The organism is Acidobacteriota bacterium (assembly GCA_033549365.1).
GTDB lineage: Bacteria > Acidobacteriota > Aminicenantia > Aminicenantales > Saccharicenantaceae > JAWSUF01.
In genome coordinates this window covers 549577-573778 of the sequence record JAWSUF010000001.1, presented here as the reverse complement: position 1 = coordinate 573778, position 24202 = coordinate 549577, and the positions used below count along the sequence as shown (strand labels likewise).

Below are 24202 nucleotides of genomic sequence, written 5' to 3'. Positions count from 1 at the left end.
GGGTTTTGATTCTTTTTTCTATTTGGCGTTATGACCCTTCGGGCGTGCCGATCTCACCGCATCGATTTCGGTGCGGCCTGCTCGACGTAGCTCAACTACGCCTGCGCAGTCTGCTTCTCATCGCTGCGGCAACCTCGACCCGCGCACAGCCCCGGCCGTCAAATCGCCGAAACCGGAATGGCCTGCACGCCGGCCGCCAGGGGAATATGGTCGTGAACCAGGCAGACCACGCCGCCGGGGCCGACGCGAAGACCCGCGTTCTTGAGAGCCGCGAAATGACCGGCCGTGTCCCGCCCGGGAGAGGCCGTTTTTTTGACTTCCAGAGGGAAATGCGTGCCGTCCTGCTCGATCAGAAGATCGATCTCTTTCTGATCCTTGTCGCGGTAATAGTGAAATGGGGCTCTCCGGCCGGAGTGATGGTAGCTCTTGAGCAGCTCCGCAACAACCCAGGTCTCCAGGATAGCGCCGGACATGGCGCCGGCCTCAAGAGTTTGGGGGCTGGACCACTCCGTGAGGTAGGCGCACAATCCCGTATCGAGAAAATAGAGCTTGGGCGTTTTCACCAGGCGTTTAGTGATGTTGGTGAAATACGGCTCGAGAAGATAAACAATCCCCGAGGCCTGAAGGATGGAAAGCCAGCTTTTTACGGTGTTCACGACGACATCCGAGTCCCGCGCAAGATCGGTCATGTTGAGCATGCGGCCGGTCCGGGCCGCGGCGGCCCGCAGAAAACGGACAAAGGCGGTTTCGCTCCCGACACGGGCCAGGTCGCGAACATCCCGCTGCAGGTAAGTCTGCAAATACGAAGAGAAAAAAAGCTCCCTGTCCACGTCATCATGGGCGGCGAGGGCCGGATAGGAGCCGCGCCAGATCAGGCGATAGAGCGAATCAAGATCCAGGACGCCGCCGGTCCGCAGCCGGAGCTCGATGTCATCCGCCGTCGGGAGGAAAGGTTCCGATTCACGGCCGGCACCCAACAACTCCCGGCGCGACAACCCCAGAAGGGAAACAACAGCCACCCGTCCGGCCAGGGATTCAGATACGCCTTTCATCAGGTGAAAAGGTTGAGAGCCGGTCAGCCAGAAGCCGCCTTTGCCGGGATTCCTGTCCACCGCCATCTTGATGTGGGGCAAGAGTTCAGGGGCATACTGAATTTCGTCGATCAAGACGGGAGGTCGATACTTCTGGAGAAAAAGCGCCGGATCTTCGCGGGCCAGGGTCAAGATCAAGGGATCGTCAAGAGTTACAAAGGTCCGATCGGATCGGCTTAAACGATTAAGAAGCGTGGTTTTTCCGACTTGTCGGGCTCCCGTAACAAGAAGCACGGGGAACTGGCGGTCGGCTTCGATCACGAATTTTTCCATGGTCCGATGAATGTACATATCCTTTCCCCCCGTATAGTCCATAATGCAGTGCTAATGCATAATGGACGATCGCTATTGTTTTGTCAAGTACTTGGTTCGCAACATCGGAAGAACGCTGAAAAACATTTGGTTTTCGTCCCGCGATTCCTTTCCGATGGAAAACAGGTCTTGAAAGACGACTCTGCCTGCGGGAACGGCCGATTGTCCCCGCGTCTTGTTTTTCACGACGATATGGTCGTTTTCCTTAAATCTACAATCGACGGACGGGACTGGCCGTATTTTGCCCGGTCACATCCCAAGTCATGGGCTACCCCTTCGAGGTGTTGATCCCGCCCGGGCTTCCTGTTTCAGGGGCCGTCCTCTCCGACCAGGTCAAAAACCTGGATTGGCGGGCCCGCCGGGTCGAGCCGATCTGCGCCTTGCCCCCGGGCACGGTCGATGAAATTCTGGGTAAGCTCGGAACGCTTCTTTTCTGAGTGTCCGACGGTTTCTGGTCAGCCCAGAAGCTCCTTGGGAATGTTGCCGCCGTTTTCCGCGATTTTCTGAAGGACGGTCTTGTGAAGCCACATGTTCATCTGGGCGGAATCCTGCATCTTTTCCGGCGGGCACTGGAGTTCGGTTGCGAGCTCCTTGCGGGCGGCGAAGCTGCTGTCGATATTCAAGAGCTTCAGCAGGTCGACGATGGACGTCTTCCAGTTGAGCTTCTGGGGATTGGCCTTGGCGAGTTCTTCGAGCTTGGCCATGACATCCACGACGGGGACGGCCTTCGGAGCCGCAGCCGGCATCGGAGTCGGAAACGGGAACCATCCTTTGGCGGCGGAAGGCGGTTGGGAAGATGCGCCTGCGGGAGGCGGAGGGGGAACCGGAGCGCCCGCTTTGGGCGGAGCAGGGGGCGGCTGTAAAGGCGTCCCTGCCCGCGGCGGCGCCGGAGGGGGCTGGAAAGACACGCCTGCCGGAGGGGGAGGAGGAACCGGTGTGCTTGCCCGGGGTGGGGCGGGAGGCGGCTGGAGTGTTTGGGCTCCGGCCGGCTTTGAAGGCTCGGTTTGTTTGACGCCCAGCTTTTCAAGAATTTTTCCGAACATACTCATGGGACCTCCTTCTTCTTAAAGCGCGTCGATAATCGCGTTCAGGATCGGATTCGGCCTCATGGCCGCATCGACCTTTTTCTTGTCCGGGTGATAGTAGCCGCCCATATCCACCGGAACGCCCTGGACCGCGATCAATTCGGCGTCGATCTTGTCTGCGTTTTCTCCAAGCGCCTTGGCCACCGCTGTAAAGCGGGCCTTGAGTTCCAGATCCTTGTCCTGGGCGGCGAGGAATTCGGCCCAGTAAAGCGCCAGGTAGAAATGGCTGCCCCGGATATCGATCTGTCCGACCTTGCGGGCCGGCGATTTTTCGTTGTCCAGGAACTTGCCGATGGCCGCATCGAGGGTTTCGGCCAAAATCTTGGCCTTATCGTTGTTGAACGCGGCGCTCAAATGCTCCAGCGAGGCGGCGAAGGCCGAGAACTCGCCGAGGGAATCCCAGCGGAGATAGTTGACCTTCTCGAACTGCTGGACATGCTTGGGGGCCGATCCGCCGGCGCCCGTCTCGAACAATCCGCCTCCGGCGAGAAGTGGGACTATGGACAGCATGTAGGCGCTCGTGCCGATTTCGAGAATCGGGAAAAGGTCCGTCAGATAGTCACGAAGGACGTTTCCGGTCACTGATATCGTATCCAGGCCCTTGCGGGTTCGCTCCAGGGAATAATTTACGGCGTCGACGGGAGGCATGATCTTGATGGTCAGCCCGTTCGTGTCGTGGTCCTTGAGATAGCGTTCGATCTTGGCGATGAGCTGGGCGTCGTGGGCCCGGTTCTTGTCGAGCCAGAACACGGCGTGGGAGCCCGTCGCCCGGGCTCTCTTGACGGCCAGCTTGACCCAGTCCCGGATCGGGATGTCCTTGACCCGCGACAACCGCCAGACGTCCCCGATCTCGACCTTGTGCTCCATGAGGGTTTGCCCGTCGGCCGCGACGACCCGAATCGTCCCGTCGGCCGGGATCTCGTATGTCGTCGGGTGGGATCCGTATTCCTCGGCCTGCTGGGCCATCAGCCCGACATTGGGCACGCTGCCCATGGTCGCCCGGTCGTATGCGCCGTGCTTTTTGCAGTCCTCGATCATGGCCTTGTAAACCCTTGAGTAGCAGCGGTCGGGGATCATGGCCTTGGTTTCATGGAGGTTGCCGTCCGGGCCCCACATCTGCCCCGACTCGCGGACGACGACGGGCATGGAGGCGTCGACGATGATGTCGCTCGGAACGTGAAGATTGGTGATGCCTTCGTCGGAGTTGACCATGGCCAGGGCCGGCCTTTCAGCGTATACGGCCTGGATGTCGGCCTCGATCTCCGCCCGCTTGGCTTCGGGGAGGCCCTTTATCTTGGCATAGAGGTCACCGATGCCGTTGTTGGGATTGAACCCGACTTCCTTGAGAACGGCGGCATGCTTGGTCAGGGCTTTTTCATAGAAGACGGAAACGGCGTGCCCGAAGAGGATCGGGTCGGAAACCTTCATCATGGTCGCCTTGAGGTGAAGAGAAAGAAGCAAGCCCTGGGCTTTGGCGTCCTCGATCTGCTCGGCGTAGAAAGCCCTCAGGGCCTTGCGGCTCATGAAGGTCCCGGATACAACCTCTCCGGGAAGCACGGGCAGCTTGTCCTTGAGGACTTTGACCGCGCCGCCCGCTCCCTGGAACTCGATCCGGACATCCCCGCCTTTGTCCACGGTCACGGACTTCTCGTTTCCATAAAAGTCGCCTTCGGTCATGTGGGCGACATGGGTCTTGGAGTCGGGGGACCAAGGTTTAAGGGGCAATTTTTTGGGATGCTTCTGGGCGTATTTTTTCACCGAGACCGGCGCCCGGCGGTCGGAGTTTCCCTGACGGAGAACCGGGTTGACGGCGCTGCCCAGGACCTTGGCGTAGCGGGTCTGGATCTCTTTTTCCGCGTCTGTTTTTGGGTTTTCGGGGTAGTCGGGAAACTTGTAGCCTTGGGACTGAAGCTCTGCGATGGCTTCCTGAAGCTGGGGGATCGAGGCGCTGATGTTCGGCAGCTTGATGATGTTGGCCTCGGGCGTCAGGGCCAGCTCGCCGAGCATGGCCAGGTTGTCGGGGATGCGCTGGGCTTCGGTCAGAAAGTCGGGAAAGTTGGCAAGGATGCGGCCGGCCAGGGAGATATCGCTCAGGACGACATCGACGCCGGTGCCTTTGGTGAAACCCTTGATGATCGGGTAAAAGGAAAACGTGGCCAGATAGGGGGCCTCGTCGGTCTCTGTCCAGTAGATTTTGCGGTCGGTCATGACTTCTCCTCCGTTTTGGTGGGATCGGGCCGCTTCTTTAAGAAGGGACGGTCATCATATCGAAAACGCCGGATGGTGTCAATCGAGATGGGAGTAATCGAGTTCGGATCCGAGCAGGCTGTGGGGGATCAGATAGACCAGCAGCGTAACGACCGATGCCGCCAGCACCCAGGGTCTTGCAGGCCGGTTTTTTCGTCCCGCAATCAGGGCTGCGATCCAGGCGACGAGAGCCAGCGCCGTCTTGTTGTCTGTCAGGTCGGTGCCGAAGGGAAAGCCGCTCCAGTATACGCCGAAGGCGTATTTCTGGACGAGCGGGCCGAAAATGAAACCTCCTACGATGATCAGGGCCGCGGCCCATATCGCGAACCGCCTCGGATTGGAACGTTTGTCCAGGGCCGCAATCCCGGCCCGGGTGGAGACCAGCATGGCCAGAAACATGATGATGATGTGGGGGATCAGCGCGGCGTTCGGCACGGGATTCTTGAAGCGGAAGATGAGGGGGTCTTGACCGGTCAGGATGTGGTCCGCCCCGTCCACGTTGACAATCACCTTGTAGGCCAGTTTTCCGGCCGCCGGCTGCCGAGGAAGATAAGCGAAAAGCCTTTCACCTTCCCTGGTCATGGGGACCGATGTCCAGGGGTCCTCCGTTGGATATCTCTTATAAAGAAGACGGCCCTCCACCCCGGGATCGGAAACGCGAATGCCCACGCGGCAGTCCTCCGTTGTCTCCGCGCTTCGTAAGAGGCGATAGGCGACTTCGACGCCTGATATCTCGGCTTGTCCACGGAGAGGATGCGTCGGGCCCGTCATTCTCTGGTAGACGGCCGAAACCAGGGTGATGACGAGAGCCAGGATCCATAAAAGGACGTTTCTCATGTTTCAGTCCTTGATTTCGATGCCGCCCAGAACGGCTGTCGCTTTGATATAAAGCGTGCCTTTCTTGTCCTGTTCGGACACGGCCCGGGTTTTATCTTCGATGCCTCCGAGAATCGGAGTGCCTTCGAGAACGATCTGCCAGTCTCGGGGCACCCGGATTTCGATGCCGCCCAGGATGGCCGTCAAGGCGAGTGTCGCTTTCCCTTCGGCGAGCGAGGCGCCGGAAAAATCGATCTCGACACCGCCCAGCACGGCTTCCGCCGTTCCTCCCTTGAAATTGAGGGATTCGACGCGCCTCTTCATTCCGGCCAGAACGGCCGAGATTTTGAGGTCGTCGGCGGTGATTTTGGGAAACCCGCTGTTTCTGCCTGAAAAGACAGGTCTCAGGAGAATCCACAGTCCCGCGGCGATAATGGCCAGGGGCCAGATGTAATGCCACAGGGAGCGGTCGAGAATTCTCATCCGCATGAGAAGCAACAGGCCGCCGATCACGATGAAGATATATCCGTCGGCGGCATTCCTGAATTCCTTATTGATCAGGATGGACAGACCGATGACGATGAATACGGCCGGCCAGTACTGCCTGAAAAGACCCCAGATATCCAGGCGGTTCATTCTGTCCAGCAGGAACAGGAATCCGATCAGGATGAGAAAAAGACCCCAGAAAATGCGTCCTTGCGAACCCGATTTCGATGACATGGTGTCCTCCTTGAGTTAGAGTCGCCGGATGTTCAGACCGCCGCTGACCTCGATCACGGCGCCCGTCGAAAACGCGAACGCCCCGCCGGCCAGCGCGGCCACGGCCCGCCCGATGTCGCCGGGTTCGCCCCAACGCCCCTGAGGGACGAGTCCGTCCGCGATCCTCCGGTCGTAGGCGTCTTTGACCGGCGCGGTCATGTCGGTGCGAATGATGCCCGGCCGGATCTCGTAAACCGGAATGCCGCATCCGGCCAGGGCGTCGGCGAACAGGGTGGCCGTCATGCTGAGGGCCGCCTTGGAAATGCAGTACTCCGGCCTCGAGGTCGAAGACATTGCGGCCGAAACCGAGGTGATGAAGACGATACAGCGGAATGGCTCGGGATGGGACTCCGCCTGACGGATCATCTCCCGGGCGAATCGCTGGGTCAGGAAAAACGCCCCTCGGGCATTGATCGCCATCAGACGATCATAGCTCTCCGGCCCGGTCTCGAGAATGCCCTTGCGCTCGAGCGGCGCCACTCCGGCGTTATTGACCAGGACATCGACACGGCCGAACTTCCGGAGAACGGCCTGGAGCACGTCCTCGTGCCCGTCAAGGGCGGCAACATCCCCCTCAAGGGCGAGGAAATCCCGTCCGAGGGCGAGAATGCGTTCCCGGACCTCGAACAGACCCGAATCCGTGCGGTTCGGATCGAAGTCGTTGTCGATGCCGCAGATGTCGAACCCCGCCGCCGCAAGCTCCAGAGTGATGCCGCGCCCGATGCCTCGCCCTGCGCCCGTGACGACCGCCGTTGGAGTCATGGTCATGGCCTCTCCTTATTCTTCCTCGCGGATGATGCCGTCTTTCATGAAATCGTTCCAGACGTTTTCGAACCATTTGTCCTCGCGGGGGACGGGCCGGACGGGAACCCAGCGCTTGCGGACCGTCCCGTCGTCATCGATGAAAACCTCGAGGATCTTCCGGTTGACGAAGGCATCGGCCGGGGTGTCGGCGAATTTCCAAGCGGCTTCGAGCCCGGGGCAGGGAAGATGCCCGTCCCGGTCCAGAACGAGATAGGACCCCCGGCTTTTCCCGCCGCGGGCATGGTATTCCTCCATGGCTTCCAGGTAAATGGCATGGGACAGGCAGAGATCCTGGACACGGAAGGCTTCGGGCAGAAGCCGGGCCGAGGGAACGCGAAGCTGGGTTTCGGCCTTGCGACGAAGGCTCCAGGCCGCCCGGACCTGTCGCGGGATGTCTTCGACCCTGCGGATATGGGCGCCGTGGGAGGACATGCGATCCTTCAATTCGCCGTCGATCTGCCGGAGAAGCCCGGTCTCGCGGGATGCGGGATCGATCATGCGCAGAGCCTGTTCGTAATGGGCCTGAACCTGGCTTCTTGCCGCGGCCTGAAAAGCACGGTCGGCCCGCGGCGCCTTTCTGGATTTTCTGGCGATGAAGAGCGCGGCCCGAAGTCCGCCGACCTGGCCGGAATTCAGGGCCGAACCGCCCGGACGATAAATGCCGTGCGTGCCGTTCGCTTCACCCACGGGAAAGAGCCGGTGAATGTTGGATTCCCACCAGATATTCCCCCGGAAGCCGCCGTTGTTGTGCTGGGCGCAGACGGCGATTTCGAGCGGCTGTCGACCCAGGTCGATGCCGTGGCTCTTGTAGATCTCGAAGGCGGGGTGATTCATGTGTTTGAGGCGAAGGATGGGCGTGGCCAGGAGCGCGTCGGATTTTTCCAGGTAGGCCCGGGCTTCTTCGGACAGCAGGCGGAAGGAAAAGTCCTCCAGGCGCCCTCCTCCCGAAAGATTCCGCCGAAAATCCAGAAAAACCCGACGTCCCCGTTCGACGGTCTCACGGTAGACAAGGAGGTCGATCAGTGAGGACCCGTAATTCGAAATCTTCCGGGGATCAAAGGGCCACTGGTATCCCTTCAGAAAAATCGCCGTGGCCAGCCGACCCATGTCCGGGAAGACCTCGGTCAGAAACTCTTTTTCGTCACCGCCCTCCCGATCCGTCGAGAAATACCGCGGCAAAACCTGCTGATAGGTGCCCGAGAGATTCCAGCGGAATTTCAGAGAGGCCAGCCCGAACTGGGACTCGGTCAGGTTTTGAGCCACGGCCCCGGCGGCGAAGGCCAGGCCGTGAGATCCGGTCTGGCTTTCGGGATAGACGGAATACCGGTACAGGCCTCCAGGGCCCCCTGTCCCCAGAACGACATTGACGGCGTTGAACAGGACGAAGCCCAGTTCCGGCGGGCGGAGCCGTTTTTTATCCAGGGCGACGGCGCCGATCACGGCTTTTCCCGCGCCTTTGCCCTCGGTCAGCAGGGCGATCGCGTTGTGGCGGTCGAAAACCTTGATGCGCCGCCTCCGGACTTCCCGGGCCAGGGCTTCGAACATCAGCCGGGAGGTCAGCGGTCCGGCCGATGTCGCTCTCTGGCGCGGATCGTGGTCGGTCTTGTAGCCGACGTAGGCTCCATATTCGTCAAAAGGGAAGGGCACTCCCAGACCGACGAGATCGAAAAACGCCCGCGGCGAGTTCTGGGCCTCACAGAGAGCGATGTCGCCGTGCATACAGCCTCCGGCAAAGAGGTCCTCGGCCATCTTCAAAGGGGAGTCGGGCTCGGATCCGGCCAGGGACAGCTTGTAATAAGTCTGTTTGTCGGATCCGGAATTGAATGATGTCCCTCCGTCCCAGGCGTCCGTGATAATGGCGATGTCGGTCTGCCCGTAATCGTGAAGCCGGACGGCGGCGTTGAGCGCGGCGGCTCCGCTTCCAATGATGAGGGTGTTTACGGCGTGGACGGGAAAATCGACACGTCCGATGCGCAACGTCCCCTTCCTCATGGCGCAGGCTCTCCTTCCGGTTGGTTTCCTGGCGGGATTATATCAGAGTTCCGGACGGTGTTGAAGCTTTCGGCTTCCGGAAAAATCGGGGTATCCGGCGTCCCGGCGCGGTCTCAGTCTTTTTTTTGATCGAGGGAAAAGTCGAGAAGCTCGCGATCCTTTGGGCCGTGTTCGAGGATGAATTCCTCCACCCGGGACCGGATGGCGTCCCGGACGCGGCGCGTTTTCTCCAGACGCTCCTCCCAGGTTCCCTCAAAAGAGGACGGGTCCTCGAAGCTCCAGTTCAGGGTTGTCGTGATTCCGGGGAAAATGGGGCATTTTTCGGCCGCCTCGGCGTCGCAGACAGTGATGACAAAGGAAAAAAGCTCACCCCGGCGGAAAATATCGAAGACGCTTTTAGTCGGGTTCTTGGAGATGTCGAATCCGGCCTCGGCCATGGCCTGAACGGCCAGCGGGTTGAGCTGCCCGGGCTCCAGACCGGCGCTCTTGGCTTCAAAATGATCCCGTCCCAGGGCATTGAGAAAGGTCTCGGCCATTTGGCTTCTGGCGCTGTTGTGGACACAAACGAAAAGGACGCGTTTTTTATTCATGGCGGCAGCCTCCTCACGGCTTTTCTTTCTCACCATAATACAGGATTGTTAAGTTTTGATGAATCTCGACTCAAATTGAATAAAAGGGGCCGTCCCGAACGACGCATCCCGAGGGCCGCCCTTCTCTCAGGAGTTTGGAGCAAAGCGAACAGGTCGTGCAGGTTTTTGCCGGATCCATCTTGCCTGTTTCGAATAAATCCCGGGCGAAATCCGGATAGGCCAGGGCGCCGCGTCCCTGGCCGATGAACGTCGATTGTCGCGACTCGATCATGGCCGCTCCGACGTTGGGGAAAAAACGGCGCAGCCACGTGAGGCCGGCGGCGACAACGGCGATGTCGGGAAATGCTTGCCGGACCCGCGCGGCCGCCCTCAAGTGGCGGGCGACACCTTCAAGAGGATGTTCGGAGGGCGTTGAGCCGCCGGGAATGGGCGTGTCGAAGGGCCGCCCGTATTGGGGGTTCAGAAAAGGAATCCCCAGGGACAGGCCGAGAAGGGAAACGCCCCGGCGTCTCAGTTCCGCGGTCAGGGCCAGGACTTCTTCGGCGTTCTCGATGCCTGGATTGTTCACATCGACCCCGAAGCCGTGGGGATAGGGAACGGCGTCATAGGCGTTCAGGCGGCAAGCGACGAGAAGTCCGGGCGCGGCCGTTCGGATTTTTTCGATGGTTTGGAGAAGAAACCGGGAGCGATCGGCCAAGGATCCTCCGTAGCGGCTGTTGAGTCGCAGCCTCGCGGTCAGAAGTTCGGCTACGAGGTATCCGTGGCAGGCCTTGACGTCGACGCCGTCGAATCCGGCCTCAGCGGCCAGGACGCCGGCCTCCGCGAATCTCTCCTGAAGCCGGTCGAGTTCCGAGTCGGTGATCAGCGGATGGTCGTTCGGAAGCCCCTGAAGATGATCGAGATGGGGGTTTTTTACAGCGATCGTCGGTCGAAGTTTCCCTTCCGGCTTGGAAAAGCGTCCGGAATGGGTCAGTTGGAGAATGACGGCGATCGCATTCCGGCCGGCCGCTTTGCGAACGGCCTCGACAAGCCTTGCAAAGCCGTCCCGCGTTGCGGCGTTCAGCATGAGCTGGCGGGGATTGGATCGACCCTCCGGGACGACGGCCGTGGCTTCGAACCAGATGAGAGAGCTTCCGCCGCCGGCGAATCTTTGATATCTGCGGAATGTCGTTTCCGAAGGCGAACCGTCGGGCTTGCTGTCCGCCCCCTCCATGGGAAGAACGGCCAACCTGTTGGACAGAACCTTCCCGTACAGGACCTCCGGTTGAAGAAGGGCGCCGATGTCGTCGATCCAGGGGAGGGGGTGTCCGAGGGTGCGGGCTTTTTCGAGGAGCGTCTCCTTGCTCTGGAAATTGAAATGTTCGTGGACGGCCATGGGGGCTATCCGTTCGCGATGCGCCGGATGTTGCGTAAACCCCGTTTGAGGCGGGCTTCGCCCACCCGGGGCCAGAGTTTCCTGTCGAGAACACCGATTTGGCCGGTCCGAACGGCTTCGGCGCTCAGGAGGGCGAGCTTCAAGAGGGATGTCAATTCACCGGCCGTCAGGTTGGGAAATCCGGACAGGAAAACGGGATCGAAGATCGGAATCGGGAAATCCCCGCCGTGGTCTTCGAGAGAAAGGTTGATTCGTCGTGGCTGTGCGGCCAGGAGATCGAAAATTGCGGCGAAATCGATGATGCCTTCTCCGGCCTCGGCCGGAAAAGAAACGAGGCCCTCGTCCCGAAGAAGGATGCCGCCGTCCTTGATATGCGTCGCGACGACCCAGGGCAGGACGCGGCGCGTCGCCGGGACGGGGTCTTCGAGCATGGTCAGAAGATTCATGGTGTCCAGGCAAATGCCCAGCCCCTCTCCGGGGGCGACATCGCACATGTCGAATAACCTGAGAATCTCGAACGTCGTGAACTCGAAATGAGTTTCGAGGGCCAGTGTGACGCCATGGTCGCGGAGCATGGAAAGCTGGGCCTTGAGGCTTTCGGCGCTCAACCGGAGATAGGTCTCGGTCGGCAAGGCGTCCGGGGTCCAGCGCATGAGCCCGCCCGAGCAGGAGCGGATCACGGAAACGCCAAGGATGCGGGCCTCCTCGGCCGCCTTTCTGTTGACGGCCCGGATATCGAGGGGTTTTCCGGAAGCGAGATCGAGGGGAATGTGCTGGCCGCCGCCCCATTCGAGATACAGATTGTTTTCGGCGGCGTAGGCGCCCAATTCTTCGAGAAAGGGCTTATCCACCTCGAGACCCAGGGCCGGATCGATGCCGGAGAACTGGACGCCGTCGGCGTCGTTCATAAGCGCCCAGTCCAGGAGTTCAAAGGGCGTCAACCGGCGGAATTCGAGACCGTAGCTGTCGATTCCGACATTGAAGCGTTTCATGTCCGGATGCTGTGCCGTCCGCGGTCATGGTAGCAAAAAGGGACGGTCTTGAAAAGCGATGTATCGGGCGATCCATCTTGACATGATATCGGCATCTTGGGATATTAGGGGGCACACAAGGAGATGGACATGTTCAAAGACATCCAGGAAGCCCTGCTGGCCGGAAACAAAGACAAGGTCACGGAACTCGTCGAACAAGCGCTGGCGTCGGGTCAACCCGCAGCCCGAATTCTGAATGAAGGCCTGATCCCCGGCATGGAGCGTCTGGGCGTCATGTTCAAGAACAATGAGGTTTTCATCCCGGAAGTGCTGGTGGCCGCCCGGGCGATGAACGCCGGGTTGGCCCGGCTTGAGCCCCATCTCGTCCGGGACAAGGTCGCGCCCCGGGGGATTGTCGTCATTGGGACCGTTAAAGGAGATCTCCACGATATCGGGAAAAATCTTGTGGCCATGATGCTCCGCGGGTCGGGATACAAGATCGTCGATCTCGGAATCGACGTCGCTCCCGAGGCCTTCGTCGAGGCGGCCCGGACGAACGGCGCCGGCGTCATCGCCCTGTCGGCGCTTCTGACGACGACCATGGTCAACATGAAAAACGTCGTGGATTCCCTGCGCTCCGCCGGCCTGTCCGTCCCCGTTATCATCGGCGGGGCGCCCGTCACCCGCGCCTATGCCGACCAGATCCGGGCCGAGGGCTATGCCCCGGATGCGGCCAGCGCCGTCGAGGAAATCGGGCGGTTGCTTTCAGCCTGAGACCGGACCCGGACGAAGTTTGAATCCGTCGTGGAATCCATTATAATAGTGATGTCACTTTATTTGATTGAGGGTCGCACATCAGGCCCGAGGAGGTTGGAATGAAACGAATGAGATTAATGGGAGTTGCGGCGTTCGTTATTGCCGGAATGATCAGCGGCGGCGCGATGGCGGCTGACGATACCGTTCTCAGCGGTTGGGCCTCTGCGCCGGTGAGGATCGACGGGGCCGTCGAAGACTGGGCCGATGCGGATTTTTACACTGAGGAAAAATACGGTGTCGATTACGCGTTCAAGAACGACGATAAAAACCTGTATATCTTTTTCATCTTCCGGGATCCCCAGTTTCTGTCGTCGATCGATATGACCGGCATGAAGGTCTTTTACAACCTGGACGGTAAAAAGAGAAAAAACATCGGTCTGCATTTCAGCCGCAAGCAGGTGCCGGCCGAGGAGATCGTTGCCCGGATGGAAAAGGAAGGCGATGTCCTGACCGAACAGCAGAAAGCCGAAATGATGGCGAAAAAGATGTTCATGCTTTATGACGCCGAGGTCATCAGCGCCAAGAGACAGGTTGCGACCGGCGGGCAGGACGATTCCCAGCCGCCGAATTTCCGCTATGCCCGTGGCCAGGACAAGAGCGTTGCCTACGAGTTCCGCATTCCCCTGAGCCAGGCGGAGCATGCGGGAGGCCTCGGTGTTCAGCCCGGACAGGCCCTGACCCTGGGCTTCGAATGGGGCGGCACGACGCCGGAGATCCAGAAGGCCATGATGGCCCGAAGGGCCGAAGCCAGCTCCCGAGCCTCTGGCGCCGCGACTTCCATGGAAGGGACTATGCGTGACGGCGAAGCCCGCGCCGGTGACTCCAGCGCCGGCGGTTTCCAGGCGGGACCCAAGCGCTACAACTTCTTCGTCGATATCAAGCTCGCCGCAAAACAATAACCAATTTTCTGAATGGATCAGGTCAAAAGGGGTGGGAGGCTAGGTAGGCGCCGATGAAGGCGCCGGCGATGGCCGCCACCCTGAGAGCGGTCACCTTTTCCTTGAGGAAAATTGCCGCCAGGATGACGATGAAGATGGTGTTGAGCTGGTTGAGGGCGGCTGCAACGGAGGCAAAGGCGAGTTTCATCCCCCCCATCCAGAAAATCAGGGAAAGATAGCCCCCGAAAAACGAAGCGGGAATGAGAGCCTTCCAGTTGGCGATTTGAACCAGAGGCGCCAGAATGGTGCGGCGGCGGGGGTGAAAAAACATGAAAATTCCCAGCGATCCGGCTCCGCCCAGAAGGCGGAAAAGAACCGCCCAGAGGAAGGGCACCCGGGCCAGGGCCGGCTTGACCATCACGATCCCGGCCGCAACGGTCAACATGGCCAGGGCCCCCAGAAAGACGCCGAAAACGAGATTCCGCCGCGATTGGGGTTCGTCGCCGCCGTTCCGGGTTACGGTCAGGACCGCGGAAATGATGAGCACGACGCCGAATATCTGCGAGGCCGTCATGCTTTCCGCCAGGAACAGGAAGGACAGCCCGATGACAAACGGGCTGTACAGGCAGTCGACGATGGCCGTACGGCTTGCCCCCAGGATGTTGAGGCTCTTTAAAAACAACGTATCGGAAATTCCGATTCCGATAATCCCGCTCAACAGGAAGAGCCCGTAATCCGCCGGGACGAGTTTCGGAAGGAGGGGCAAACCCCATGCCGTCATCGTCAGGATAACAAGCGCTCCGGCGAAGATGTTCTTGAAGAGATTGAGCGCCAGGGGATGAACCGTGCGCCCGATGACCCGGAACAGGATCACGGAGACGGCCCAGACCAGGCCGGATGTGAGAGCCAGAATCTCTCCCATGCGGGGGGCGGCTTCGATCTGAGCGAAAAGCGCGGACATGTTGGGTTTCCTCCTGATTCCCGCCTCCGGCGTCCGGAACGGGAATCCGGGCCGCGGGCGAGTCCTCACTTGTAACAGAATTCCTCCGGTTGCGTCAATGACCACGCGCCGCCGGTTTCGCTGCCTTGCAGGAGCGGGCGGGGCATGATATAAACCTTCCGATGACGTTTCTGGGGTTGCACTGGCTCGACGTCCTGGTCGTCCTGACCTTTCTCGGCATTGTCCTCTGGCTGGGCGTCCGCGCTTCCCGCGTGACGAAAACCACGGAGGATTTTTATGTGGCCGGGCGCCGTTTGGGAAAGACCGTCCAGTTTTTTCTCAATTTCGGAACCTCCACAAATGCCGATCAGGCCATCGTCATCTCCCGCGAGGTCTACCGCCAGGGAATCGGCGGGATGTGGATCCAGTATCTTGTTCTCTTCCTGACTCCGTTTTACTGGTTTACGGTCGGGTTTTTCCGGCGCGTCCGCCTGGTAACGATCGGCGATTTCTTTGCCGAGCGCTACCGGAGCCGGTTCCTGGCCGCGGCCTTTGCCGTCTTCACGCTGTTCATGGCCTTTCTTGGAAACGGCGTGGCCTTCATGATCGCCGCGAAAACCGTCATGGCGCTGACCCCCAAGCCCGTAGAAAAATACACGGTGGAGGAAACCCGGAGCGTTGATCTGTTTCAAGAATACCGGCGTCTCCAGGAACGGATCCCTGAAGGCCTGACGGACGAAGAATCGGCCCGCTACGACGAACTCGGCGAACGCCATAAAAAAGGCGAGTTGAAGTCCTTCATCTCCTATACGCGGCCCATCGAGCTCTATGCTCTCTATGTCGTCATCGTCGGGTTTTACACCATCATGGGGGGCTTTCTGGCCGCGGCCATTACGGACGTCATCCAGGGAGTCTTGATCACTATCTTTTCCATCATGCTTGTGCCTCTGGGTATGGCCAAAGTCGGCGGTTTCGCCGGCCTCCACGCCTCCGTGCCGGATTTCATGTTCCGGCTTTTCGGTTCAGCGGCGACGAGCGAATACGCCTGGTACACGATCATGGCCATGGCGTTGGCCAACCTGGTGTCCATCATCGCCGTCGCCACGGGGATGCAGACGGCCGGTTCGGCGAAAAACGAAACGACGGCTCGAATCGGCATGATCGGCGGCATGTTTTTCAAACGGTTCATCATGATCTTCTGGGCCCTGACGGGTCTGCTGGCCCTGGCCCTTTACAGGGGCCAGCTCCACGATCCCGACCTCATCTGGGGGCGGATGACCCTCGATCTTCTGTTTCCGGGAGCCGTCGGTCTGATGGTCGCCGGCATCCTGTCGGCCGAAATGTCCACGCTTTCGGCTTCGAGCGTTTCCCACTCCGCGCTGTTTATCCGCAATATCTACCAGCCGTTTTTCAAACCGAAATCCGAGGCCCAGCTTGTCGCCATCGGCCGCGTCGCCGTCGCCGTCACACTTCTAGGCGGAGTGGGAGCGGCCCTGTACATCGGCAACCTCCTCGACCTTTTCAAATATTTCATATCCCTGCCGGCCGTATTCGGCGCCTCGATCTGGCTGGGGTTTGTCTGGCGGCGTGTCACGCGTCCGGCCGTCATCGTCCAGGTCGTTCTCTGTTTCACGATCTATGCCGTCGTACCGAACCTTTTTCAGACCCTGGATTGGGCCCGGACGCGGGAAGGATTTCTCCGGGAAACGGCTCCCCGGGTGATGACCATCGCCACCAAATCCGTCCTGGAAGATGTCGCGGCCGGGCGCGCCTCTCACACCGGCGAGGCCATTCTGAAAACTCACCTGCGCGAGCCGGCCGGCATCTTTTTCGAAAAGGTCGCCCTTCAGGACCCGTCCGATCCCGAGTCGCCTAAGATCGGCATCGGACGTTTCCATGCCGAGATCTGGGTTCTGAGCTGGTTCGGCATCGATTTCACGCATTGGTCCAAAGCCCGGTTGACGGCGGCCCGATTCGGATTCGACGCGCTGTTCCCGTTCGTTCTGTTGTTTCTCTTGAGTTTTGTGACCCGACCGGTATCCAGGACGGACCTCGACCGTTTTTTCGCCAAACTTCACACGCCCGTCCAACCCACGCCCGAAGAGGATGCCCGGGCCGTGGCCGAAGCCGCCGCCGATCCGGAAAAGGTTTTCAAGCAGAAAATCCGCCCGGGCTCGAATTGGGAGTTGCTCAAACCGACCAAGGCCGACCTGATCGGTTTTGGGGGGAGCTGGCTTCTGGTCGGCGTGATTCTTCTGCTGCTCTGGCTGGTTGTGACCGTCAAGTGATGTGGGAGTCGGGATGGGCAAACCTGATCTTCGCGACCTGACGCCGGCCGAACTCCGGACGGAGATGCGTGCGCTCGATGAACCCGTTTTTCGTACCGGACAGGTTTTTTTCTGGCTCTACCGGAAGGCCGCCTCGTCGTTCGAGTCGATGACGAATGTGCCCGAAACCCTCAAGATCCGGCTTAGGGAGAGGTTCGAACTCAAAAATCTCGAACCGGTCGAAACCCGCCGATCGTCCGACGGAACGGAAAAGCATCTTTTTGTTTTCTTTGACGGCCGGGCCGTCGAAGCCGTCCGCATTCCATCCGGGCGAAGATCCACGATCTGTCTTTCCACCCAGGCCGGGTGCCGATTCGGCTGTGCGTTCTGCGCCAGCGGGCGCCACGGCTTCCAGAGAAATTTGTCCCCCTCGGAAATCCTCGGCCAAGCCCTGTTTTTTGCCCGCGGTCCCGGCCCGGCCCCGACGAATTATGTTTTCATGGGCATGGGTGAGCCGCTCGACAATTTCAAGAGCCTGGAAAAGGTCCTCCGGATCATGAATTCTCCCGAAGGCATGGGGATTGCTGCAAGAAGGATGACAATCTCGACGGCGGGGCTTGTTCCAGGAATTCAAAAGCTGGCCGGACTCAACCTCCAAGTCAATCTTTCCGTCTCGATCCATGCCGCAAACGACGCCCTGCGGAGCCGTCTCATGCCCATCAACCGGAAATATCCTCTCGAGGACCTGGTCGCCGCCTGCGAGGACTATATCCGGGAGGGCGGACGGATGCTGACCCTTGAATATGTCTTGCTCCGGGGCGTCAATGATGCCCAGTCCGACGTCGAAGGCCTGGCCGGGATCGCCCGGACTCTCAAGGCGAAAGTCAACCTCATCGCCTTCAGCCCCGTTCCGGGATTGGACTTTGAAAGGCCGACGGACGGAGAGATCGTTCGGTTCCGCCGCCGTCTCGAGGAGCGCAAAGTGTCCGTGACGCTCCGCCTCTCCAAGGGCGGAGATATCCAGGCCGCCTGCGGCCAGCTCGCCGGCTGCCTATAGCCCTGGCTTTGCCCCTTCATTTCTCCTGCACTGAGGCTTCCGCTTTACGGGCTCGGGGGAATCCCTTCACAAGACGCCCAAATCTTTGGGTTTTAGGCTGGGAAAGAGGGATAGAAGGTGTAGGTGTCGAGGGGGATTTTGCGGCCTTTGCGGGCCCAGGGCGCGCCGAGTTCGGAAGGCAGGAGAAAGCGTTCGAAACAGGCCTTGAAGGCCTCATCGAGTCCTTCTGCAACAAGCCTGTACCCGAAACCGTCCTCGACCCGGCGGATGTCCGTCTTGGGGAAGTCAATGATCCAAGGCATGGACTCCTGGGCGCCGTTGAGGCACAGGACCTGGCTTGACGCGGCCTGCAATCCGCAGACCGGGCGTCCGCCGTTCCGCAAGGCCTCGAGGCTTTGCCAAAGCTTGGCCATGGGCTCGACGTCCGGGTCGCCGTAGTCCCGGCGCGAGCCGTCGGGGAGATCGGCCCGCACGCCGGCCCCCCGGCCGTCACAGGCGACGACGGCCTTTTCGAACTCATAGCGGAAAATCGGCCCCCGGTCCTCAAGAGACGCGTGGGAGACCAGGAACAGGATTTCGACGCCGTCCGTCGTCAGGCATCGCATTGCGGCCGTGTCGAAATTTTCGATGGGATAGATCCGAAAAAGCTCGGCCTCGACTTGGGCGAGGGAAGCGCTTGCCTCGATGTTTTGTCCCAGAAGATAAAACATATTGTGCAGGTCGTGGGCCATGGCGTTTTGGGCCGGGCTGTCGAGAATCCAGTTTCCCCGGCCGTCATGTTGTTTCCCCGCCCAATCGCTTCTCCGGAAGTAGGCGTCATCGCGGGGCCAGAGATAGAGGCATTTCAGCCGGCGGGGGCGTCCGAAATCGCCGGACAGGATGTCTTTCTTCAGCGCCTGAATCGCCGGACTGAACGACCACTGGAATCCGACGGCCGTCCAGTTCTCCGTTTCGGCTTCGGCGGCCTGCATGGCCCGGACATCCTGAATGGTTGCGGCGGCGGGCTTTTCGCAGAGAACGAAACTGCCCCGGGACAGGGCCAGCCGGGTCTGGGCGGCGTGGAAGTGAATGGGCGAGGAGACGACGGCCAGGTCGGCCCGACGATCCAGATAAAGCGCCTCGAGCGAAGGATAGAGGGGGATGCCCCGCGCTCTGAGCTCGTTAAGCCGCGGACAGCGTTCGGGTTGGGGATCAACCGCCCCGACAAGCCGGGCCTCGTGCTCATCTCCGGCGTCGAGCAAAGCCGAAACATAGACCGCCCCCATGCCGCCGATTCCGGAAAGCAAAACGTCGATCATGCGTAATCCCGCCTTTTCCGATGCTCGTCGAGAAGAGCCAGGAAATTTTCGTATCGTGTTCCGACGGCGATGCTGTGGCTCGATCCCAGAATGAAGCGGCCGCCGGGTTTGGCGCAGGCTATGGATCGGCGGATGTCGGATCGGACGTCTTCGGGGCTTCCGCTGACGAGGTTCTCGACGGCCACGCCGCCCCACAGCGTGATTCTGTCTCCGTGTGTTTTTTTCAGACGGCAGATGTCCATCCCGGCCGTCGGCTGGATGGCCTGGTAGGCGTCGCAGCCGATGGCGATAAAGTCGTCCACCAGCGCTTCGACATTGCCGCAGCAGTGATTCAGGATCTTTTTGCCGTATCCGTCGCGGATGTTTTTTGCCCGGGCCGCGTTGGCTTCGAGAAAGAACGACCGGAACATCTCCGGACGGATGAGCGGTCCGGACCTGTAGCCGAGATCGTCGGCCCAGAGAACGGCGTCCGCATCGGGATGAATCATCACGGCATCGGCCAGATTCTGCCGGCGGAGGGTGTCAGCCGTCGCCGCCCGAACGACGTCGGGGTTGTCGATGAGCTCCATCAATCCGCGCTCCATGCCGCCGAGCAGGAGGATGCCGATGGAGCCGCCCGACGGCCCGCAGATGAATTTTTCGTCCTTGAGTTCCTGAATGACGGTGTCGAGGATCTTCCAGGACCTCTCGTCCCGAACGGGGGGATCGGGATCGCGAAGAAATTCCTCGACGGTGTACCGCCGGGCGTCTCTCACGGGATCCCGGACACAGGTGATGTCATGGGTGATATCGGACATCCGGAAGACGCGGCCGTGTTTGTCTTCCCAGGTCGCCTCGTCGATGCGCCGGGGCGGCGGGTCGTCGCTTTCGGGAGGGATCTCCCAAGTGGCCATGGGGAATGTGACGATGTCCAGTTCGATCCTGCGGTGGAGTTCGATGTGATCCTTGACCCAGCTTTCGGCAACCTCGGCGTGACGACCCTCCCAGAAGGCGATCTGGGAGCGGGCCTTGGCCCGGAGATAGGTTTCCCGCCCGAGGATTTTTTCGACCGTGTCGAAGTCCACGGCGAATTCGGCGTAGGGGACCCGGTCCGGAATGAGCCCTTCGAGAACGGCCCGGACTCGCTCTTTGGAGGTCACGCTTACGGGGCGTCTCCAAGAGGATTTTCCAGGAGATCGGCCTCCCGGAATGTTTTCGATTTCATATCGAAAAGCAGGGTTTTAATTTCGAACCCGCCGAGCCGCAGACGCGTTTTTACCCCCGAAAAAGGCAGCGAGAGCGTCGTTTTCCTGGGCCGGCCGGTCGGTTCGAAAAGCCGGATGACCAAAAAGCGGCCGTTATCCGCTTTTTTCAAGGCCGCGATTTGGACGACGTCGTCGCTCAGGACCGGTCCGGAGAGGGACCGGCGTCCTGTTCCCGGCGGAAAACAAGACAAGACAAAAGGCTTTTCGTTTCGGACCAGGGCTTCGCGGTCGACGGCGTCCAGCCGCTCCCGCAGCGGACCGGCATTCAGCCAGAACCGGAAGGTTCTCATGCCCTGGTCCTGCCGGGGTGAATGGCGGTCGTCGGCCGGTGGATTTTTTCCGGGCATGGGATCGGCGGCGTAGGCCGGGGACCGGAGCAGAGAAACCCGAAGCTCGCCGTTGTGGAAGTCGCCGCCGTAAATGCCGTCGTTGATGACGGTCGCCGCCCAATCGTCATTTTCCGAAAGGACGGCCGCCCATTTCTGGAAAACCGCCTCGTCACCGTCCGAAGGCAGGCGATCCCATCCGTAGGCGACCTGTCCGGCGAAAAAACTTCGACTCGGAACGAACGGCAGGCTCAGCTTGAGCATCCGGTCTTTTTCGGCCCAGAAAACCCGGATTTCGGCTTCGAACTCCGTTCCTTCCCTTGGGATTTTGTAGCGGACAGCCAGGCGCGAACACCCCCGGCCGAAAAGGGCTTCGACGACCGTCCTGACGGGGCCGTCTTCGATCACCCGGACGGGGAGAAACGGCGCTTTTCCGGAGACGCCGGCGAAGGCGCGGGCCTCCTTTTCCGAAAGGAGTTTGAAACGTCCCTCGACATCCCGGAACCGGCGGACTTTCATCCCCCAGGAATCCAGGTTGTCGCTTATGACGAGCGGTTGAAACGCTTTTCCGGCGATCAGGTTTCGGCCGCGGACGGTCCATGTTTCGATGAGGCCGCTTCGGGCACTGACGGCGAGCGACCTCTCCGCGTTTTGAAAAGAGAAAAGACCATTCCGGGCTTTCACCCGGGACTTCGGCCGTTCCGGCAGGCGTTCGAGACGGCAGGAGAAGCGGTTCAGCCGGGCCGGCTCGAGGACGGCCGTAAAAACCGCCTTTTTTCGCCATTCGACGGACAGGTTGCTCTCCTCCCTTTCGGGTTGAGATGGGATCCGACCGGCTCGCCCGGAGACCACGGGAGCCAGATAGCCGGATTGGAAATCCGGCTCGTGGGGTTCGAATTCACATTCGACGACGGTCCGGATGCGAAAGGGATGTGGATTGAGGATGAAGATGGGGATTTCGTTGCGGCGGGCCGGCTTCTGTCCGGAACACAGGGCGAAAAAGGCCCGGGCTCGGACCCGGGACAAGATCTCCAGGCCGTGATCCATGATCCGGAGACACCCCTCCTCGCCGGCCGGGATGGAGGAACCCGGCAGTAGATCGTGGAACTGGGCGAAGGCCAGGTCTTCGGAGGCCGCCTTGAGCTCGGTCTCCGGATAAGGGATCAGTCCCTGCGCCCAGGCCGGGGAGACAATCTTTTCGGTCGCGAAGAGTTCGCTTTCGAGAAGACGGTGTTTTCTTTTGACCGCGGCCATCGAGGTGTAACACCCCACGGCCCAGGGATTGAGGTCTTTTTCGAGGCGGGGCAGGGCCGTCCTTTCCTTTTCGACTTCGCGGAAATAGGACTGGGGAGTCGAATGACGGATGGTCCATCCGGTCTTGCGTTTGATGAGCTTATTGATTTCCGAGAGATCCCGCCGGGATGCTCCGCCGCCGTGATTTCCGACGCCCCAGAGAAGTAAGCTCAGTTTCCGGTCCGGATGGGCGGCCGTCCAGGCCTCGATCTTGGCGGCCGCGCGCCCCCGTTCCGAATTGTAGTGGGCCGAGGCTCTTTCGGCCAGAACTTCCGATCCGTCGTAGCCGACCCAGACGAAGGTGTCCGATTCCAGCGGAAGTTCGTCTTTTCCCGGCCGGCAGAACAGATAGGCTCGGAAGCCGCTCTTGGCCAGGATCTGGACGAGACCGCGGGTGTGGCCGAACGGGTCGAGGTTGCAGGCCGTGTCGACATCGACGCCGAAACGTTCCGCGAAGTAGGTTTTGCCGAGAAGAATCTGCCGGACGAAGGACTCGCCGCTCGGAAGGTTGCAGTCGGGTTGGAGATACCAGCCGCCCATGATGTGCCAGCGGCCCCTGCGGACCAATCGGCGGATGCGCGCGAACAGGGCCGGTTCATACTCCTCGACCCATCGGTAGAGGACGGCCTCGTTGTGACAGAAGACGTACCTCTTTTCCGTCTCGCAGAAACCGGCCGCCGTTCGGAAGGTCGAGAGGGCTTCGCCGGCGCCCTCTTCCCATTCCCAGAGCCAGACGGGGTCGAGGTGGGCGTTGCAGACGAGGTGAAGACGGCGGTGTTTCATGTCAAGGGCCGCCGATTCAGGGCATTTGGGACGGACCCCGGAGCAGCCGGGCGGGCAGGGTGATCAGGGCTTTGAACAGATCGAGAACAGCGCTCACCGTGATGCCGATCAATCGGAACGGAAGCAGCAAAATCCAGACGATGGGATAGAGAATCAGGCCGAGAAGCGCCAGGGGCCAGCAGAGGATAAAGAGAATCAGCCAGAGAAGAAATTTGGTCATGTCATAACTCCTTGCTCGAGGATGTCCCGGATGGCCAGGACATGATCCGGTTCGCAGTCGTAGGCGACGACGCCGCATCCCAAAAGGAATCCCGGCTGAGTGCCTGCCGTCCGCAGGACCTCCGTCGTTTGACGCCGGATGGCTTCGATGGGACCCTGGTGGACGAGGCGAGCGTCGACGTTGGCCCGGAAGGCGAGGCCGGATTTGCGGCAGGCCGCGGCGAAGGCCGGGATGTTCGTTCCGGCGTCGCAGAGCAGTTGTGTGGCGCCTGTGGCCGGAAGATCGCTCATGATGGAGGTCGTGTCGCCGCCGATGATCAGGGCGATATTCCGTGCCCCCGCCGATCGAAGGCCCGGCATCACCAGGTCCCGATAGACGGGGAGAACGAAGTCGTGGAAAATACGGGGAGAAGAAGCTCCGGGGCAGGCCTTGGAGTCGAAAATGACCACACCGGCGCCCCGGTCCAGGAACGCGCTTCCAAAAGCGACGCAGACGCGGCCGCAGAATTCGAGAAGACTGCGGGTAAAAGCCGGTTCTTCGAGGCAGGCCACCAACAGGGTTTCGTGGCCGGTCAGGGCGGAGGCCATGGAGAAGGGGCCGGACAGTGCGCCCCGAATGATCATCTCATGTCCCATGTCGGCATGCAGGCGGGAAGCCGTATCCACCATCATCGGCATTCGCCCCGAGGATGAGGGGTCGGGAATTCCGATTTTATCCAGATCGGACGGTGCCCGAAGAATGGGTTCGACAATTGCCGGAAGCCCGCAGGGATCGCTTCCGGTCCGGACGGTACAGCCGAGAGCCTCGGCCTCGACGTTGTAGACATCGACGCCCACGGCCAGCATATCCGGGTCGTAGATTTCTAATTCCCGGCGGAGTGCCGATTCGAGCAGTTCGGGACTGCGGCAGACTTCCGCCGGGCTTTTTCCGATCAGCCGGGCTTTGTGTTCATAGACGGCCGGGACAAAGGGGGGGCGGTCGGCTTTTTCGAGCCGCCAGGTCTTCTCGACGCGTTCGCGTTTGGTCATCCCGGTCGTC

General features: G+C 60.5%; 22 protein-coding genes. 5 read left to right on the top strand and 17 right to left on the bottom strand.

Going from position 1 to position 24202, the window contains the following annotated elements; genetic code table 11:
- Nucleotides 1-158: 158 nt before the first annotated feature.
- On the bottom strand, nt 159-1382 hold the full coding sequence (locus SCM96_02580) for an ATP-binding protein (GenBank protein ID MDW7759505.1): 1224 nt from the start codon (nt 1380-1382) through the stop codon (nt 159-161).
- Nucleotides 1383-1436: 54 nt separating this feature from the next.
- On the bottom strand, nt 1437-1589 hold the full coding sequence (locus SCM96_02575) for a hypothetical protein (GenBank protein ID MDW7759504.1): 153 nt from the start codon (nt 1587-1589) through the stop codon (nt 1437-1439).
- Nucleotides 1590-1612: 23 nt separating this feature from the next.
- Between SCM96_02575 and SCM96_02570 the strand changes: the two genes are divergently transcribed.
- Nucleotides 1613-1840: a type II toxin-antitoxin system PemK/MazF family toxin gene (locus tag SCM96_02570; protein MDW7759503.1), complete on the top strand. Its 228-nt coding sequence runs from the start codon at nt 1613-1615 to the stop codon at nt 1838-1840.
- Nucleotides 1841-1858: 18 nt separating this feature from the next.
- On the opposite strand, the gene SCM96_02565 is transcribed toward SCM96_02570, so the two are convergent.
- The 9 genes from SCM96_02565 to SCM96_02525 all read right to left on the bottom strand — a co-directional run bounded on the left by SCM96_02565 (nt 1859) and on the right by SCM96_02525 (nt 12063).
- Entirely contained in the window at nt 1859-2311 is a 453-nt protein-coding gene (locus tag SCM96_02565; GenBank protein ID MDW7759502.1) for a DUF3597 domain-containing protein, read from the bottom strand.
- 156 nt (nt 2312-2467) lie between these two features.
- Nucleotides 2468-4696 (bottom strand): NADP-dependent isocitrate dehydrogenase, encoded by a 2229-nt coding sequence (locus tag SCM96_02560; GenBank protein MDW7759501.1) that lies wholly within the window; start codon nt 4694-4696, stop codon nt 2468-2470.
- Between the two features lie 78 nt (nt 4697-4774).
- Nucleotides 4775-5572 carry a hypothetical protein gene (locus SCM96_02555; GenBank protein MDW7759500.1) on the bottom strand — a complete coding sequence of 266 codons (798 nt, stop codon included), beginning with the start codon at nt 5570-5572 and terminating at the stop codon, nt 4775-4777.
- 3 nt (nt 5573-5575) lie between these two features.
- Complete coding sequence (locus SCM96_02550; GenBank protein MDW7759499.1) at nt 5576-6271, bottom strand: DUF5668 domain-containing protein; 696 nt, start codon at nt 6269-6271, stop codon at nt 5576-5578.
- A gap of 15 nt (nt 6272-6286) precedes the next feature.
- The gene (locus SCM96_02545) at nt 6287-7078 is read right to left on the bottom strand and encodes a 3-ketoacyl-ACP reductase (GenBank protein MDW7759498.1); all 792 of its coding nucleotides are present in this window, start codon (nt 7076-7078) and stop codon (nt 6287-6289) included.
- Between the two features lie 9 nt (nt 7079-7087).
- A complete protein-coding gene (locus SCM96_02540; GenBank protein ID MDW7759497.1) occupies nt 7088-9106 on the bottom strand; it encodes an FAD-binding protein in 2019 nt (672 codons plus the stop codon).
- A 113-nt stretch (nt 9107-9219) separates the two neighbouring features.
- On the bottom strand, nt 9220-9696 hold the full coding sequence (locus SCM96_02535) for an arsenate reductase ArsC (GenBank protein ID MDW7759496.1): 477 nt from the start codon (nt 9694-9696) through the stop codon (nt 9220-9222).
- A 70-nt stretch (nt 9697-9766) separates the two neighbouring features.
- Nucleotides 9767-11071 carry a hypothetical protein gene (locus tag SCM96_02530; protein ID MDW7759495.1) on the bottom strand — a complete coding sequence of 435 codons (1305 nt, stop codon included), beginning with the start codon at nt 11069-11071 and terminating at the stop codon, nt 9767-9769.
- A 5-nt stretch (nt 11072-11076) separates the two neighbouring features.
- Nucleotides 11077-12063, bottom strand: coding sequence for a TIM barrel protein (locus tag SCM96_02525; protein ID MDW7759494.1), 987 nt, complete (start codon nt 12061-12063; stop codon nt 11077-11079).
- A 123-nt stretch (nt 12064-12186) separates the two neighbouring features.
- Here SCM96_02525 and SCM96_02520 point away from each other — a divergent pair, with 123 nt between their 5' ends.
- Together SCM96_02520 and SCM96_02515 are read left to right on the top strand one after the other, a co-directional pair.
- On the top strand, nt 12187-12816 hold the full coding sequence (locus SCM96_02520) for a corrinoid protein (GenBank protein MDW7759493.1): 630 nt from the start codon (nt 12187-12189) through the stop codon (nt 12814-12816).
- A gap of 101 nt (nt 12817-12917) precedes the next feature.
- On the top strand, nt 12918-13757 hold the full coding sequence (locus tag SCM96_02515) for a hypothetical protein (GenBank protein ID MDW7759492.1): 840 nt from the start codon (nt 12918-12920) through the stop codon (nt 13755-13757).
- Between the two features lie 22 nt (nt 13758-13779).
- Here SCM96_02515 and SCM96_02510 read toward each other — a convergent pair whose 3' ends face one another.
- The gene (locus tag SCM96_02510; protein ID MDW7759491.1) at nt 13780-14697 is read right to left on the bottom strand and encodes a DMT family transporter; all 918 of its coding nucleotides are present in this window, start codon (nt 14695-14697) and stop codon (nt 13780-13782) included.
- Between the two features lie 161 nt (nt 14698-14858).
- Between SCM96_02510 and SCM96_02505 the strand changes: the two genes are divergently transcribed.
- Together SCM96_02505 and rlmN are read left to right on the top strand one after the other, a co-directional pair.
- On the top strand, nt 14859-16964 hold the full coding sequence (locus SCM96_02505) for a sodium:solute symporter family protein (GenBank protein MDW7759490.1): 2106 nt from the start codon (nt 14859-14861) through the stop codon (nt 16962-16964).
- Between the two features lie 13 nt (nt 16965-16977).
- Nucleotides 16978-18000, top strand: a complete 1023-nt coding sequence (gene rlmN, locus SCM96_02500; GenBank protein MDW7759489.1) for a 23S rRNA (adenine(2503)-C(2))-methyltransferase RlmN — start codon at nt 16978-16980, stop codon at nt 17998-18000.
- Nucleotides 18001-18092: 92 nt separating this feature from the next.
- Here the strand turns inward: rlmN and SCM96_02495 are convergent, their stop codons facing one another.
- The 5 genes from SCM96_02495 to SCM96_02475 are packed head-to-tail and all read right to left on the bottom strand — an operon-like array spanning nt 18093 to nt 24192.
- The gene (locus SCM96_02495) at nt 18093-19298 is read right to left on the bottom strand and encodes a Gfo/Idh/MocA family oxidoreductase (protein MDW7759488.1); all 1206 of its coding nucleotides are present in this window, start codon (nt 19296-19298) and stop codon (nt 18093-18095) included.
- On the bottom strand, nt 19295-20437 hold the full coding sequence (locus tag SCM96_02490) for a uroporphyrinogen decarboxylase family protein (GenBank protein ID MDW7759487.1): 1143 nt from the start codon (nt 20435-20437) through the stop codon (nt 19295-19297). The genes SCM96_02495 and SCM96_02490 overlap by 4 nt, the downstream gene beginning before the upstream one ends.
- 2 nt (nt 20438-20439) lie before the next feature.
- Nucleotides 20440-22944, bottom strand: a complete 2505-nt coding sequence (locus SCM96_02485) for a glycoside hydrolase family 38 C-terminal domain-containing protein (GenBank protein MDW7759486.1) — start codon at nt 22942-22944, stop codon at nt 20440-20442.
- A gap of 16 nt (nt 22945-22960) precedes the next feature.
- On the bottom strand, nt 22961-23164 hold the full coding sequence (locus tag SCM96_02480) for a hypothetical protein (protein MDW7759485.1): 204 nt from the start codon (nt 23162-23164) through the stop codon (nt 22961-22963).
- Nucleotides 23161-24192, bottom strand: coding sequence for a uroporphyrinogen decarboxylase family protein (locus SCM96_02475; protein ID MDW7759484.1), 1032 nt, complete (start codon nt 24190-24192; stop codon nt 23161-23163). Before SCM96_02475 ends, SCM96_02480 begins: the two co-directional genes overlap by 4 nt.
- Between the last annotated feature and the right edge of the window lie 10 nt (nt 24193-24202).

Bases quoted from the DNA above. Each gene is read 5' to 3' on its own strand.
- SCM96_02580 (MDW7759505.1), bottom strand. From the start codon at position 1,382: ATGTACATTCATCGGACCATGGAAAAATTCGTGATCGAAGCCGACCGC.
- SCM96_02560 (MDW7759501.1), bottom strand. From the start codon at position 4,696: ATGACCGACCGCAAAATCTACTGGACAGAGACCGACGAGGCCCCCTAT.
- SCM96_02555 (MDW7759500.1), bottom strand. From the start codon at position 5,572: ATGAGAAACGTCCTTTTATGGATCCTGGCTCTCGTCATCACCCTGGTT.
- SCM96_02550 (MDW7759499.1), bottom strand. From the start codon at position 6,271: ATGTCATCGAAATCGGGTTCGCAAGGACGCATTTTCTGGGGTCTTTTT.
- SCM96_02545 (MDW7759498.1), bottom strand. From the start codon at position 7,078: ATGACCATGACTCCAACGGCGGTCGTCACGGGCGCAGGGCGAGGCATC.
- SCM96_02540 (MDW7759497.1), bottom strand. From the start codon at position 9,106: ATGAGGAAGGGGACGTTGCGCATCGGACGTGTCGATTTTCCCGTCCAC.
- SCM96_02535 (MDW7759496.1), bottom strand. From the start codon at position 9,696: ATGAATAAAAAACGCGTCCTTTTCGTTTGTGTCCACAACAGCGCCAGA.
- SCM96_02530 (MDW7759495.1), bottom strand. From the start codon at position 11,071: ATGGCCGTCCACGAACATTTCAATTTCCAGAGCAAGGAGACGCTCCTC.
- SCM96_02525 (MDW7759494.1), bottom strand. From the start codon at position 12,063: ATGAAACGCTTCAATGTCGGAATCGACAGCTACGGTCTCGAATTCCGC.
- SCM96_02520 (MDW7759493.1), top strand. From the start codon at position 12,187: ATGGACATGTTCAAAGACATCCAGGAAGCCCTGCTGGCCGGAAACAAA.
- SCM96_02515 (MDW7759492.1), top strand. From the start codon at position 12,918: ATGAAACGAATGAGATTAATGGGAGTTGCGGCGTTCGTTATTGCCGGA.
- SCM96_02510 (MDW7759491.1), bottom strand. From the start codon at position 14,697: ATGTCCGCGCTTTTCGCTCAGATCGAAGCCGCCCCCCGCATGGGAGAG.
- SCM96_02505 (MDW7759490.1), top strand. From the start codon at position 14,859: ATGACGTTTCTGGGGTTGCACTGGCTCGACGTCCTGGTCGTCCTGACC.
- rlmN (MDW7759489.1), top strand. From the start codon at position 16,978: ATGGGCAAACCTGATCTTCGCGACCTGACGCCGGCCGAACTCCGGACG.
- SCM96_02495 (MDW7759488.1), bottom strand. From the start codon at position 19,298: ATGATCGACGTTTTGCTTTCCGGAATCGGCGGCATGGGGGCGGTCTAT.
- SCM96_02485 (MDW7759486.1), bottom strand. From the start codon at position 22,944: ATGAAACACCGCCGTCTTCACCTCGTCTGCAACGCCCACCTCGACCCC.
- SCM96_02480 (MDW7759485.1), bottom strand. From the start codon at position 23,164: ATGACCAAATTTCTTCTCTGGCTGATTCTCTTTATCCTCTGCTGGCCC.
- SCM96_02475 (MDW7759484.1), bottom strand. From the start codon at position 24,192: ATGACCAAACGCGAACGCGTCGAGAAGACCTGGCGGCTCGAAAAAGCC.